13 protein-coding genes are annotated in these 12,852 nt (G+C 70.2%); 8 read left to right on the top strand and 5 right to left on the bottom strand.

Annotation, left to right across the window (positions count from 1 at the left end):
* The first annotated feature begins 12 nt into the window (after positions 1–12).
* The 5 genes from CRP55_RS23440 (at position 13) to CRP55_RS23460 (ending at position 5,415) form a co-directional block, all read left to right on the top strand.
* Positions 13–972, top strand: coding sequence for a GlxA family transcriptional regulator (locus CRP55_RS23440; protein WP_097322375.1), 960 nt, complete (start codon positions 13–15; stop codon positions 970–972).
* Between the two features lie 30 nt (positions 973–1,002).
* Positions 1,003–2,388, top strand: a complete 1,386-nt coding sequence (gene zwf / locus CRP55_RS23445; RefSeq protein ID WP_097322267.1) for a glucose-6-phosphate dehydrogenase — start codon at positions 1,003–1,005, stop codon at positions 2,386–2,388.
* Positions 2,389–3,002: 614 nt separating this feature from the next.
* Positions 3,003–3,440 carry a MarR family winged helix-turn-helix transcriptional regulator gene (locus tag CRP55_RS23450; protein WP_097322268.1) on the top strand — a complete coding sequence of 146 codons (438 nt, stop codon included), beginning with the start codon at positions 3,003–3,005 and terminating at the stop codon, positions 3,438–3,440.
* Positions 3,437–4,813, top strand: coding sequence for an MFS transporter (locus tag CRP55_RS23455; protein ID WP_097322269.1), 1,377 nt, complete (start codon positions 3,437–3,439; stop codon positions 4,811–4,813). Before CRP55_RS23450 ends, CRP55_RS23455 begins: the two co-directional genes overlap by 4 nt.
* A gap of 11 nt (positions 4,814–4,824) precedes the next feature.
* Positions 4,825–5,415 carry a hydrolase gene (locus tag CRP55_RS23460; RefSeq protein ID WP_097322270.1) on the top strand — a complete coding sequence of 197 codons (591 nt, stop codon included), beginning with the start codon at positions 4,825–4,827 and terminating at the stop codon, positions 5,413–5,415.
* Positions 5,416–5,837: 422 nt separating this feature from the next.
* On the opposite strand, the gene CRP55_RS23465 is transcribed toward CRP55_RS23460, so the two are convergent.
* The 4 genes from CRP55_RS23465 to cbiE all read right to left on the bottom strand — a co-directional run bounded on the left by CRP55_RS23465 (position 5,838) and on the right by cbiE (position 9,324).
* Complete coding sequence (locus tag CRP55_RS23465) at positions 5,838–6,425, bottom strand: hypothetical protein (protein WP_143234826.1); 588 nt, start codon at positions 6,423–6,425, stop codon at positions 5,838–5,840.
* A 69-nt stretch (positions 6,426–6,494) separates the two neighbouring features.
* Positions 6,495–7,406, bottom strand: coding sequence for a cobalt-precorrin-6A reductase (locus CRP55_RS23470; RefSeq protein WP_097322272.1), 912 nt, complete (start codon positions 7,404–7,406; stop codon positions 6,495–6,497).
* On the bottom strand, positions 7,391–8,176 hold the full coding sequence (gene cobM, locus CRP55_RS23475) for a precorrin-4 C(11)-methyltransferase (RefSeq protein WP_097322273.1): 786 nt from the start codon (positions 8,174–8,176) through the stop codon (positions 7,391–7,393). The genes CRP55_RS23470 and cobM overlap by 16 nt, the downstream gene beginning before the upstream one ends.
* The gene (gene cbiE / locus CRP55_RS23480; protein ID WP_097322274.1) at positions 8,131–9,324 is read right to left on the bottom strand and encodes a precorrin-6y C5,15-methyltransferase (decarboxylating) subunit CbiE; all 1,194 of its coding nucleotides are present in this window, start codon (positions 9,322–9,324) and stop codon (positions 8,131–8,133) included. The genes cobM and cbiE overlap by 46 nt, the downstream gene beginning before the upstream one ends.
* 118 nt (positions 9,325–9,442) lie before the next feature.
* Between cbiE and CRP55_RS23485 the strand changes: the two genes are divergently transcribed.
* The 3 genes from CRP55_RS23485 to CRP55_RS23495 are packed head-to-tail and all read left to right on the top strand — an operon-like array spanning position 9,443 to position 12,298.
* Entirely contained in the window at positions 9,443–11,038 is a 1,596-nt protein-coding gene (locus tag CRP55_RS23485) for a ferredoxin reductase family protein (RefSeq protein ID WP_097322275.1), read from the top strand.
* Between the two features lie 13 nt (positions 11,039–11,051).
* A complete protein-coding gene (locus CRP55_RS23490) occupies positions 11,052–11,537 on the top strand; it encodes an FMN-binding protein (RefSeq protein WP_097322276.1) in 486 nt (161 codons plus the stop codon).
* A gap of 32 nt (positions 11,538–11,569) precedes the next feature.
* Positions 11,570–12,298: an FAD:protein FMN transferase gene (locus CRP55_RS23495; protein ID WP_097322277.1), complete on the top strand. Its 729-nt coding sequence runs from the start codon at positions 11,570–11,572 to the stop codon at positions 12,296–12,298.
* 4 nt (positions 12,299–12,302) lie between these two features.
* On the opposite strand, the gene CRP55_RS23500 is transcribed toward CRP55_RS23495, so the two are convergent.
* Positions 12,303–12,812 carry a Uma2 family endonuclease gene (locus CRP55_RS23500; RefSeq protein ID WP_179855304.1) on the bottom strand — a complete coding sequence of 170 codons (510 nt, stop codon included), beginning with the start codon at positions 12,810–12,812 and terminating at the stop codon, positions 12,303–12,305.
* Between the last annotated feature and the right edge of the window lie 40 nt (positions 12,813–12,852).

Below are 12,852 nucleotides of genomic sequence, written 5' to 3' on the forward strand. Positions count from 1 at the left end.
ATGCTGCGTCACATGCTGCGCAACGTGGCCGTGATCGCCCTTCCCGACGTCGCCCCGTTCGAGCTCGGCGTCCTCTGTGAACTCTTCGGCTACGACCGCTCGGCCGAGGGTCTGCCGACGTACGACTTCGCCGTCTGCTCCATCGACGGCAGCCCGGTGCCCAGTCGCTCCGGCTTCGACGTCGCGGTCAAACACGATCTTTCCCGTACGGAGGCCGCTGATCTGGTCGTGGTCGCTCCGTTCGACAATCCCTGGTACGGGCCGCCCGAGTCGGTGAGCGCGGCCCTGCGCGCCGCCCACGAGCGCGGCGCCTGGGTGATGAGCGTGTGCACCAGCGCGTTCGCGCTCGGGGCGGCCGGCCTGCTCGACGGCCGCCGCTGCACCACCCACTGGCTGCACACGGCCCGGCTGGCCCGGCAATATCCGTCCGCGATCGTCGACCCCGACGTGCTCTACGTGCAGGACGGGCGCATCCTCACCAGCGCCGGCACGGCCGCCAGCATCGACGCCGGCCTCCACCTGATCCGCCAGGAACACGGCAGCGCGGTCGCCACCATGCTGGCCCGGCGCATGGTCGTGCCCCCGCACCGCGAGGGCGGCCAGGCGCAGTACATCGAGACCCCGCTCAAGCCGGTCGAGTGCGCGACCATGCAGCCGGTGCTGACCGCGGTGATGGAGACCCTCGACCGGCCGCACACCGTCGACACCATGGCCGGAATGGCACACATGGCCCCGCGGACCTTCGCCCGCAAGTTCCGGGAGGAGACCGGCGCGACCCCGCACGACTGGCTCATCAGCCAGCGGCTGCTGCTCGCCCGCCGCCTGCTCGAAGACTCCGACCTCGGCGTCGACGTGATCGCCGACCGGGCCGGCTTCGGCAGCGCGGCCACCCTGCGCCACCACTTCGCGCAGCGGCTGAGCACGACCCCGCAGGCGTACCGCGGAACGTTCCGGTCGTCACAACCCGTGTGAGCCGTTGCCCGCGCGGGCAAACGCCGGGTCATGGCGAAGACTCCCGGCCCCACGCTGTTCGTGCTCTTCGGAGCCACCGGTGACCTGGCACGGCGGATGGTCCTGCCGGCCTTCTACACGCTCGCGATCGAAGGTCTGCTGCCCGACGACTGGATCCTGGTCGGCAACGGGCGCGGCGACGTCTCCCACGAGAACTTCCGCCAGCACGTCCACGACGCGCTGACCGAGTTCGGGCCGGCGCCGGCCAAGGGGCCGTGGAAGGAGTTCGCGTCCCGGCTGCGCTTCGCCGGCGGCGGCTTCGACTCCGACGATCCGGGCAGTCTGCTCGACGTCATCGAGTCCTCCGAATTCGGCGGCAAGGCGCAGATCGTCCACTACCTGGCGATTCCGCCGGTGGCGTTCCCGGCGATCACGGAGGCGCTCGGCAAGCACGGGCTCGCCGAGAACGCGCGTGTGGTCTACGAGAAGCCGTACGGGACCTCGCCCTCGTCCTTCCGCTCTTTGAACCGGCTCGTGCACCGGGTGCTGAAGGAGGAGCAGGTCTACCGGATCGACCACTTCCTCGGCAAAGAGGCGACACAGAACCTGCACGTGGCCCGCTTCGCGAACGAGGCGTTCGCCGCGATGTGGAGCCGCGAGCACATCGAAAGCGTGCAGATCGACGTGCCGGAGACGCTGGGGGTGGAGGACCGGGCGGCGTTCTACGACGCCACCGGCGCGGTGCTGGACATGCTGGTCACCCACCTGTTCCAGGTGGCGGCCGAGGTGGCGATGGAGCCGCCGGCCAGCCTGGACGCGGCCGACCTGCAGGCGGCGCGGGAGAAGGTGATCCGCGCGTTCCGGCCGATCGACCCGGCCGAAGTGGTGCTGGGCCAGTACACGGGCTACAAGTCGATCAAGGGCATCAAGCGGGGCTCGAAGACGGACACGTACGTGGCGGCCAAGCTGTGGATCGACAACCCGCGCTGGCGTGGGGTGCCGTTCCTGCTGCGTACGGGAAAGAAGCTGGCCGAAAGCAGGCAGGTGGTGAGCCTGGTGCTGAAAGACCCGTCGGGGCCGTTCGCGTCGTTGCCGTCACAGTCGAACGTGCTGACCTTCGACCTGGCGGGCGACGGGGCGATCGACCTGTCGCTGCTGGCGAAGAGGCCGGGGGTGGCGCTCGAACTGGAGCCGGGGTCGGTGCGGTTGCCGCTGGCGGAGCTGCCGGATGCGGAGCCGCTGCCGCCGTACGTGCGGCTGATCCACGACGTGCTGATGGGGGACCGGTCGCTGTTCACCCGGCCGGACGGGCTGAGCGCGACGTGGAAGGCGGTCGGCCCCCTGCTCGAGTCGCCACCGGTGCCGGCCGCCTATGCGCAGGGCTCATGGGGGCCCGCGAAGGCCCGCAAGTTGGCCCCCTGGTTGCTTGGCTCCTGACCAGCACGCCCAGCTAGAACTCGCCTCGCCCGCGCTGGCCCGCGCCGCGCCGGCCCGCGTTGGGCTGGCCCGCGTTGGGCTGGCCCGCGTTGGGCTGACCCCGCGCCCGCGGGGCCGAGTCCGCTCTCCTGAGTGCGTCCCGACTATGCGGCGCCGGCCATTCTGCGGCTCGGAATTGAGCCGTCGGCGCTGCTCGGTTGAGCATCAGTCAGATCAGCGCTGCTCCCGGATGAGCTCGCCGCCGTGACATCGCGGCCCAGCCACCGCGATGCCGGCGATGCTTCGCCCCGCACCTGAGCCCGCCGGCAGTGGTCCGCGCCGCCTACGCCGCAACGGTGCGATCGCTGGTCACTCACAACGAGCAGGTCAGGGATCGCAACAGGATGTGCAGGCGTCTTTGGGTCGGCACCCGGCCGCTGAGACCGACGATTCCCAGCCCGGACCCGGTGTCATGCCCGACACCGGGGCCGGCCGAGTTCGACGGCGCCCGCCAGGTACAGACCGTCCCTCCGGAATCACGGTTCGCAGGGAGCGGCCTGTGACAACCCGTACCCCGCCCGGATGTCTTCAGTCTGAACTTGTCAGTCTGGACTGAAGACATTACCGTCGGAGTCATGACAGATGTCCCGGAGTCGGCCGCCCACGCGGCGACCGAAGTGCGGGTGGTCTTCAGCCGGCTGCGGCGGCGGCTCCGCGAAGTGGCGAAGCTCGACGAGCTCACGCCCTCGCAGACCTCGGTGCTGAGCCGCCTCGACAAGGGGGGCCCGGCCTCGTCGTCGGCGCTGGCCGCGGCCGAGCAGGTGCGCCCCCAGTCGATGGCGGCCACGATCGCGGCGATCGAGCAGGCCGGGCTCATCACGCGTACGCCCGATCCGGCCGACGGGCGCAAGCAGCTGATCTCCCTGAGCGACCTCGGCCGCGAGCGCATCGGCGTCTCGCGCCAGGCCCGCGAAGAGTGGATGGCGCGCGCGCTCGCCGACGACTTCACCGAGGACGAGCGCCAGACGATCATCGCGGCGCTCGCGCTGCTCGATCGTCTGGCCGATCGATGACGGTCGCTACCGCCAACGACGAAGGGACCGCTTTTGATCGGCGCTTGATCGTGCCGATGGTGCTCGGCTCGGTGCTCAACCCGATCAACTCGTCGATGATCGCGGTCGCCCTGGTGCCGATCGGATCAGCCCTTGGCGCGCTTCCCTCCGAGACCGCGTGGCTCGTCTCGGCCCTTTATCTGGCCACCGCGACCGGGCAGCCGGTGGTCGGAAAGCTCGTCGACCGATACGGTCCGCGCAACCTTTATCTGGCCGGCAGTGCGCTGGTCGGAATAGCCGGTGTGCTCGGCCTTCTCGCCCCCAATCTGGGCGTGCTCATCGTTTCGCGGGTCCTGCTCGGGCTCGGCACCTGCGCCGGATATCCGGCCGCGATGTATCTGATCAGGAGCGAGTCTCGCCGTACGGGAAAAGACAGCCCCGGCGGCGTCCTCACCGCGCTCGCCGTATCGGCTCAGACGATCATCGTTATCGGCCCGACCTTCGGCGGTCTCCTCATCGGCCTGGGCGGATGGCGGTCGATCTTCGCGGTCAACATTCCGCTCGCCGTCGCCTGCGTTGTATTCGGCCTGCTGCGCCTGCCCCGTTTCACCGGCGAGGCGCCGACCACCCGGCTCGACTTCCTGGGCATCGGACTGTTCGCCGGCACGCTGACCGCGCTGATGCTCTACCTGATGGACCCGGCGCTGAACGATTTGTGGCTGCTGGCCGTCATGGCCCTGTGCGCGGCCGGGTTCGCCTGGCGCGAGCTACGCGTCACCGACCCTTTTCTCGACCTGCGCGTCTTCGGCGGCAACGGGCCATTAATCGCGACTTATGTACGGGCACTGCTCGCTCAAACAGCCTCCTACGCCATCCTGTACGGATTCACGCAGTGGCTCGAAGCGGGCCGCGGACTGAGCGCCTCGCATGCCGGTCTGGTCCTGCTGCCGATGTCCCTGTTCGCCATCGTGATCTCCACCGTGACGGGGCGGCAGAAGGCGTACCGACCGAAATTGATCGTTGGTGGTGTGGGCCAGCTCGTGGTGAGCGTCCTCATGCTCACCCTGAACGCGGGCAGCCCGCTCTGGCTGCCGGTGCTGGTGACCCTGATCTGCGGCCTGCCGCAGGGTCTGAACAACCTCGCCAATCAGAACGCCCTCTACTACCAGGCCGATCCGTCACGCATCGGAGCCGCGTCGGGCCTGCTGCGCACCTTCAGTTACCTCGGCGCGATGGTCTCGTCGGCCGCCACCGGCATCTACTTCAAGCACGGCGCCGACACCGCCGGCCTGCACGGCCTGGCGATCTTCCTGATCGTCGTCGCCGTCCTGATGCTGATCCTCGTCCTGGCCGACCGCTCCCTGTCGCGCGTCGGCTCCAACTCCCCCTCCTGAAAGGCACCACCATGCCCGTCACCACCCTCGACCCGAAGACCGCGCTCATCGTCGTCGACCTGCAGCGCGGCATCGTCGCGGCCCCGGTCACCCCGCACGCGGCGGCCGATGTGGTCGCCCGTACCGCCTCCCTGGCGTCGGCGTTCCGCGAGCAAAACCTTCCAGTCATTCTCGTACGCGTCACCGGCCGCCCCGACGGCACCGACTCCCTCCGCGCTCGCACCGACGCTTCCCGCCCGGCGCGCCCCCGCCCCGAAGGCTGGGACCAGATCGTCGACGACCTCACCACCGGCGACGACATCATCGTCACCAAGCGCAACTGGGGCGCCTTCTACGGCACCGACTTGGATCTCCAGCTCCGCCGCCGCGGCATCACCCAGGTCGTCATCACCGGCATCGCCACAAGCATCGGCGTCGAGTCGACGGCCCGAGCCGCCCACGAGCACAACTACCAGGTCACGATCGCCACCGACGCCGTGAGCGACCTCGACCCCGGCACCCACCGCAACAGCATCGAAAAGATCTTCCCCCGCCTGGCCGAGACCGGCACCACCGCCGAGATCCTCGACCTCCTGGCCAAGCACGCCCCCGCGGAGCACTAGCACCAAGCTCACCCAGCTTGAGACCTTGCCGGTGCGGTGCGGTGCGGTGCGGTGCGGTGCGGTGCGGTGCGGTGCGGTGCGGTGCGGTGCGGTTCGGGGTGGGCGGTGCGGGGTGGGCGCGCGGGTTCGGGTGGGGGCTTTTGCGGCTCGGGTAGGTCGTTGGTTCGGGTGGGCTCGTGCGATTCGGCCCTAGGGTCGCGCCGTTCTGCGGTTGGCCTTGTGGTTCCGGATGGTCCCGTCCAGTTGGTCGTGGGGTCCCGCGGTTCGGGGTTGGTCTGTGCGGTTGCGGACGGGGGTGCGCGGTTCGGGGTTGGTTCGTGCGGTTCCGGACGGGGGTGCGCGGTTCGGGGTTGGGCCGTGGGGTTCGAAGTTGAGCGCGCGGCGCGGGGTCGGAGCCGGCGTTGTGGGAGCTGGGTGGCTGGTCAGATCTGGTGCAGCCAGGCGATGAAGAAAGCGATCGCAGGCAGCGGTGCCAGCAGCGCCACGGGGACCACCCACGGTGCGCGGGGGCGGCCGGCCAAGGCGGCGGTCAGCCGCTGGTGGACGGCGGCGATGCCGGTCAGGGCGAGCGCGGCCGCCACGATGATGGGGATTCCGATGGCGAAGTGGGCGAGCCAGGCGCCGGCCAGGGTCGGGCCACCCCAGGAGTGGTCGTACGGGCCGTGATCGACCAGGCCGTACAGCAGACCGCGCAGCACCGTCAGCACTTCGAGGCCGAGCGGGACCAACGCCGCCGCCCCGAGCAAAGCGCTCAGCGCGGCGTGCCCGGCGACCGCGGACCGGCGAGGGGCGGGCGTTGGACCTTGGATCCGGCCGCCTTCCGCGCCGAGCAACCGTTCGCGCAGGACCTGCCACCAGCCGGCGGCTTTGCCGGGACGGCCGGCCAGGGCCGCGGCGATGGCGGCGGCCGACAGGGGGAGGAGGACCAGGCAATAGGCGGAGCTGCGGCCGGCGGACGACAACGCCCGCCTCACCGGGGATCGCGGGACTGATACCTGCGTCGTTGTCATGCTTCGATCGTCGGCCGGTGCGGCTGTGGGCTCCAGCCTGCTACCCCGGCCGCGGGGGTTCGGTTACCCCTACCCGAAGGACCGCCCGATGAGATCGGCGACCTCTTCGGCCGAGGAGGCGGTGACCACGTTCGCCGGAAGCGGCGGGCGGTCGACCATCACGACCGGGATGCCGCGTTCGCGGGCGGCGATGAGCTTGGCGCCGGAGCCGCCGCTGTCTTTGGTGATCAGTACGTCGATGTGGTGGGTGGCCAGGACTTGGCGTTCACTGTCCAGCGTGAACGGACCCCGGTCGAGCATGACCGCCATGCGTGCGGGCATGGGTGGGGCCGGCGGTTCCACCGAGCGGGCCAGGAACCAGGCGTCGACGGTGGCGAAGGCAGCTATGCCTTGACGGCCGGTCGTGAGGAAGACACGGCGGCCCAGGTCGGGCAGGAGGGCAGCGGCGCCACCGAGATCGGGAACCCGGTGCCAGTCGTCGCCGGGACCTTCTTTCCAGCCCGGGCGGCGCAGGGCGATCAGCGGCACCCCGGTGGCTGCGGCCGCCGCGGCGGCGTTCGTGCTGATGCCGGCGGCGAAGGGATGGGTGGCATCGACCAGCACGTCGATCGCGGCTGTCCGTAAATAAGCGATTAATCCGGCGACACCGCCGAAGCCGCCGATCCTGACCTCGCCCGGCGGCAGCAGAGGGGATGACGTCCGCCCCGCCAGTGAGGTGATCACGGTGAGCGGGGTGGCCAGAGAGTTGATCACGGGAAGTCGGGAGGGCAGCGGAGAGGAGGGCCCGAGATGTGGGGGTGGCGGAGAGGAGGGCGCGAGGTGTGAGGGTGGCGGATAGGAGGGCGTGAGATGCAGGGGCGGCGGGGAGGAGGGCGCGAGGTGGGGGCGTGGCGGTGCGGTCGGGGTGGCAGGTGGGGAGGCCAGCGCGGTGGCCAGGGCGCGGGCCTCGGTGGTGCCGCCGAGGATCAGGACTCTCGGCATCTTGTGGTGGAGTAGAGGTGGCTGTCGGGGAACTGGGCGGCGGTCAAGGCCGGGCCGACCACGATCACCGCGGTGCGCTTGATGCCGGCCTCCTTCACCTGGGCGGCGATGTCCGACAGCGTGCCGCGCAGGATCTGCTCGTCGGGGCGGCTGGCCCGGGCCACCACCGCCACGGGGCAGTCGGGGCCGTAGTTCACGACTAGATCGGCCACGACGGCGTCGATGCGCTGGACGGCCAGGTGCAGGACCATCGTGGAGCGGCTCGCGCTCAGCGTGTGCAGATCCTCGCCGGGGGGCATGGCGGTGGCTCGTTCGGCCGTGCGGGTCAGGATGACCGTTTGCGCCACCGACGGGACCGTCAGCTCCCGGGCCAGGGACGCGGCGGCCGCGGCGAAAGCGGGAACGCCGGGGGTCACGTCGTACGGGACGCCGGCCGTGTCCAGGCGGCGCATCTGCTCGGCCACCGCGCTGAAGACCGACGGGTCGCCCGAGTGCAGGCGTGCCACGTCCTGGCCGGCCTCGTGGGCCGCGACCATCTCGGCGATGATCTGGTCGAGGTTCAGGTTGGCCGTATCGATCTTGCGGGCCGCGGGTGGGCACGCGTCGAGCAGCTCGGGCGGGACCAGGCTGCCCGCGTACAGGCACACCGGCGACGACTCGATCAACTTCTGTCCCCGTACGGTGATGAGATCGGCCGCGCCCGGACCGGCCCCGATGAAGTGGATCATCGGGTCACCGACCAGATCGTCACCGGCATCATTGCTCTCCATCCCGTGAAACCGCCCACCGGAGACGCCCGGTTGATCGCCACCCGGGTCATCTCACCACCGTGCTTCGCGTACGCCGCCGCCAGGAACGCCTCCGACTCGACGGTCACCGCGTTCGCCACCAGCCGGCCACCCGGCCGCAGCGCCGCCAGGCAGGCCTCGAGCACCCCGTCGCGTGTCAGCCCACCCCCGATGAAAATCGTGTCCGGTGTCGGCAGCCCTTCCAGCGCGCCGGGCGCGCTCCCGCACACCACCTGCAGCCCGGGAACTCCGAGCGCTGCGGCATTTGTCTCGATTGTCGCGGCCCGGGAATCGTGCGACTCGACGGCGATGGCCCGGCACGACGGATGACTCCGCATCCACTCGATCCCGATGGACCCCGACCCGGCGCCGACATCCCACAGAAGAGCGCCGGGAACCGGAGCCAGGACCGACATGGTCACCGCCCGCACCTCGCGCTTGGTGAGCTGCCCATCCGAGACGTACGAGGAATCCGGCAATCCAGGCGCAAGCGACGACGAAGGCCCGGCTCCGCAGTCGATGGCGACAACGTTCAACGGATCGGCGTCCGAAATGTCCGACGTGATCCGCTCGAAACGGCCGCCGAGTTGAGAAAGCACAGTAAGCGAGGCGGAAGAAAAACCCGCCGAGGAAAGCAACGCGGCAACAGCCGCCGGCGTGGAGGCATCCCGCGACAACACCAGGATCTTCCGCCCCGGATTCAAGGAACGCCGCAACGCGTCCACCGGCTGCGTGACCAGGCTCACCACCTCGACCGAGGCCAGCGGCCATCCGAGACGAGCGGCCGCCAGCGACACCGACGACGGATGGGGCAGCACGCGTACGCGGGAAGCCCCCAGCACCCGCACGAGCGTCGCCCCGATCCCGTGGAACATCGGATCGCCGCTCGCCAGCACGCACACCCCCGGCCCCGCGTGCTCCTCGAACAGCCCCGGCAACGCCGGTACCAGCGGAGACGGCCACTCGACACGTGTCGCCGCCACCGACGAGGGGAGCAGGTCCAGCTGCCGCCGGCTGCCCAGGATCACCCGCGCTTCCGTGAGCGCGCGAACCTGCGTACGGGAAAGGTCGTCGAACCCGCCGGCGCCGATGCCGACCACAGTGACCAGGTCGGGGTTGCCGTCGCGCATGCGCCGAACCTATCGCGGCCCCACCTGGCGAGATTTTCCGGATCCGGTTGAGCGATGGCCGCGCCGGGTGCGTACAACCCCCCGACGGCTTGTCGGACCGGGTGAACGGGTGAGGACTATGGCGCAGGGACCCCCCACGTTCCAACAGCGCTACGAGACGGACGAGGACGAGCAGTACTTCGCCGGTCTGCGTGGAGCGCCCGGCGACGACCCGTGGGGTGCTCAGGACGACGATCCGCGCCTGTCCGGCGGTTACGGCGTGCGCGAGGTCGACAACTGGCTGCCCGACGACGAGTTCCGCCGCAGCGACATCCTCATCGAGTCGCAGACCGATCCCACCGGCTGGAAGACCAGCGGCTCGGTGCAGCCGCCGATGGACGACGAGCGCCCGCCGGCCGAGGCCGTCTCCGGCAACCGCCTGCTCACCGTGCTTCTGTTCTTCTCCGGGCTCGCCACCAGCATCGCGCTCTGGGTCTTCGACACGCAGCCGGGCGCCGTCAACGACACGCCGACCCTCATGCTCGCGGCCGGCCGGGTGACCGGGCTGATCGGCGGATATCTGCTCTTCATCCAGCTGCTCATGATGAGCCGCGTCTCCTGGCTGGAGGAGTGGGTCGGCGCGCGTGACCTGCTGCGCTGGCACCGCTGGCTCGGCACCTCGCTCGTGGTCTTCGTGCTCGCCCACGTCGTCTTCATCGTCTACGGCTACGCGCTCACCGGCGACACCGGCGTCATCGACCAGGGCTGGACGATCATCACCACGTTCCCGGAGATGATCAGCGCCACGGTCGCGACCGGTCTGCTCGTGCTGATCAGCCTGATCTCGATCCGGGCGGCCCGCGCCAAACTCCCGTACGAGCTGTGGCATTTGATCCATCTTTCCGGCTATTTGGTGCTGCTTCTGGGGTACGGGCATCAGGTCGCCACGGGCGCCGACCTGAGCGGCCGCTTCGCCTCGGTGTTCTGGCCCGCCCTGGGCGCCCTGGTCATCTCGGCGCTGGTCTGGGGCCGCCTGCTCGAACCGCTCTGGCTGAACGTGCGGCACCGCTTCGAGGTGGCCGAGGTGGTCGGCGAGGCGTCCGGCACGTTCTCGGTCTACATCGGCGGCAAGAACCTGGAGAAGCTGCCCGCGCAGGCCGGCCAGTTCATGCGGTGGCGCTTCCTGACCCGCAACGGCTGGTGGCAGTCGCACCCGTTCTCGCTGTCGGCCGCCCCGAACTCGCAGTGGCTGCGGCTCACCGTGACGGCCGTCGGCGGGCACACGTCGCGCCTGGCCACGATGAAGCCGGGCACGCCGATCTGGGCCGAGGGCCCGTTCGGGGTGTTCACGGCCCAGCGCCGTACGCGCCGTCGCGCCCTGCTGATCGCCGGCGGCAGCGGCATCGCGCCGATCCGGGCCCTGCTCGAGGACATGCCGCCGGACACCATCGTGATCTACCGGGCGTCGCGCCCGGACGAGCTCGTCTTCCGCGGCGAGCTGGAGGACCTGGCCGAGCAGCGCGACGCCTGGGTCCGCTACATCGTCGGCTCGCGCAACGATCCCGGCCCGAAGCGGCTGTTCACCCCGGACGGCCTGCTCGGCCTGGTGCCGGACGTGAGCCGCCGCGACGTCTACCTGTGCGGCCCGCCCGGCCTGGTCGGTGCGGCCGTGGCGACCCTGCGCGAGCTGGACGTCCCCGACAGTCAGCTGCACCTGGACCCGTTCGAGTTCTGAGGAGTTTCTTCCGATGCGACGTAGTACCGCAGCAGCCGTCGGCACCCTGACCGGTGCGGCACTGATCGTCGGCGTCCGGTTGAGCGTGCAGCCGCCGGCGGCCCCGGTGGCCGCGCCGCCCGCCGTCGACCTGGCCGGTGGGACCCCGGCTCCCAAGCCTTCCGCTTCCGGGAACAAATCGGGCAAATCTCCGGCAAAGACGCAAGCGCCGAAAACCGGCCTCAAGGACGGCGTCTTCAAAGGCAAGGGCGCCACCAACCCGTACGGCACGGTCCAGGTCTCCATCCGCATCGAGAACGGCGAGATCACCGGCGCCGACGCCACCTATCCGACGACCGCCGACAGCGCCACCATCAACCCGCCCGCGGTGGCCGCCCTCAAGCAGGAGACCCTCGGCGCCAAGACAGCGAAGGACGTGGCCGCCGTCTCCGGCGCGACCTACACGAGCAAGTCCTACGCCGAGTCCCTCCAGGCAGCGCTGGACGCCGCAAAGGCGTAGGGTCACGCTCTGTGCGCCACGTCGAGCATGTGATGGGTACGACGGTCAGCATCGAACTGACCCCCGATCGTCCCGACGACGAGCTCCGCGCCCTGATCGCGGACGTCTGCGGCTGGCTGCACGAGGTCGATGCCCGTTTTAGCACGTATAAAGCGGACAGCGAGGTGTGCCGCTTCCGCCGGAAAGAGATCACCCACGCCGACCTGTCACCCGACATGCGCCACGTCCTGGACGCCTGCGCCGACCTGTGGCGCGATACGGACGGTTACTTCGACGCGTACGCGACGGGACCGCTCGACCCCTCGGGATACGTGAAGGGCTGGTCGGTCGAGGTGGCCTCGGCCCGCCTGCTGGCCAAGGGCTCGAACAGCCACTACATCAACGCGGGGGGCGACATCCGCATGCGCGGCCACCACCCCGACGGCGGCCCGTGGCGGGTCGGCATCCGCCACCCGTGGGAGGCCGACAAGGTCAGCTGGGTGCTGGCCCTGACCGACGGCGCCGTGGCCACGTCGGGCACGTACGAGCGCGGCGACCACGTCGTCAACCCCCGCACCGGCAAGCCGGCCCAGGGCCTGCGCTCGGTCACGGTCGTCGGCCCCGACCTGGCCTTGGCCGACGCCTACGCCACAGCGGCCTTGGCCATGGGCGAGCCCGGCATCGCCTGGCTGGCCAAGCGAGCCCTCGACGGCTACGACTCAGCCGTCGTCACCGACGACGGCCGAGCCTTCAGCTCAGCCAACCTCCCGGCCGCCGTCTGACCGCTCACCCGATGTCAGGCGCCGAGGCCAGGAGCCAGGTGAGCGGTTGAGGCCCTGACTGGTCGGGCTCGTACTCCCCGGCTTCGTTCAGGACGTTCCGGTGTACGGTCGCTCCACCGTCACGCTCGACGATCCAGTACCGCGGGATGCCGGCCTTCGCGTACTCGGCCTTCTTGATGATGCGGTCGACGATCTCGGACCCGCTGGAGACCACCTCGACGGCGAGGAGCAGCCCGGACGTGCCGGCGTAGCTCGACCGGGCCCGACGTGGCGGCATGCCCTTCGCCCATACCGTCAGGTCCGGCACGCGGCCACCGCCGACATCGATGCCGCAGTCCGCAGCGATCTGTTCGGCTTCGTAGCCATGGCTGGCGAGCCAGAAAATCATGCGCATCACCAGCAATGCATGCTCCGGGTCGGCGGGGGGCATGACCGACAGAACTCCCTCAGGACTCAACTCGTACCGATGGTTCTCGTCGGCAGCTGCCATACTCGCGACGTCGTTCAGGGTCACGTGTGTCGGCATGCTCGCGCCGAACGCTTGAGCGCTCACC

The organism is Paractinoplanes atraurantiacus, assembly GCF_900215205.1.
GTDB classification, from domain to species: Bacteria; Actinomycetota; Actinomycetes; order Mycobacteriales; family Micromonosporaceae; genus Actinoplanes; species Actinoplanes atraurantiacus.

Bases quoted from the DNA above. Each gene is read 5' to 3' on its own strand.
- CRP55_RS23440 (WP_097322375.1), top strand. From the start codon at position 13: ATGCTGCGCAACGTGGCCGTGATCGCCCTTCCCGACGTCGCCCCGTTC.
- zwf (WP_097322267.1), top strand. From the start codon at position 1,003: ATGGCGAAGACTCCCGGCCCCACGCTGTTCGTGCTCTTCGGAGCCACC.
- CRP55_RS23450 (WP_097322268.1), top strand. From the start codon at position 3,003: ATGACAGATGTCCCGGAGTCGGCCGCCCACGCGGCGACCGAAGTGCGG.
- CRP55_RS23455 (WP_097322269.1), top strand. From the start codon at position 3,437: ATGACGGTCGCTACCGCCAACGACGAAGGGACCGCTTTTGATCGGCGC.
- CRP55_RS23460 (WP_097322270.1), top strand. From the start codon at position 4,825: ATGCCCGTCACCACCCTCGACCCGAAGACCGCGCTCATCGTCGTCGAC.
- CRP55_RS23465 (WP_143234826.1), bottom strand. From the start codon at position 6,425: ATGACAACGACGCAGGTATCAGTCCCGCGATCCCCGGTGAGGCGGGCG.
- CRP55_RS23470 (WP_097322272.1), bottom strand. From the start codon at position 7,406: ATGCCGAGAGTCCTGATCCTCGGCGGCACCACCGAGGCCCGCGCCCTG.
- cobM (WP_097322273.1), bottom strand. From the start codon at position 8,176: ATGGAGAGCAATGATGCCGGTGACGATCTGGTCGGTGACCCGATGATC.
- cbiE (WP_097322274.1), bottom strand. From the start codon at position 9,324: ATGCGCGACGGCAACCCCGACCTGGTCACTGTGGTCGGCATCGGCGCC.
- CRP55_RS23485 (WP_097322275.1), top strand. From the start codon at position 9,443: ATGGCGCAGGGACCCCCCACGTTCCAACAGCGCTACGAGACGGACGAG.
- CRP55_RS23490 (WP_097322276.1), top strand. From the start codon at position 11,052: ATGCGACGTAGTACCGCAGCAGCCGTCGGCACCCTGACCGGTGCGGCA.
- CRP55_RS23495 (WP_097322277.1), top strand. From the start codon at position 11,570: ATGGGTACGACGGTCAGCATCGAACTGACCCCCGATCGTCCCGACGAC.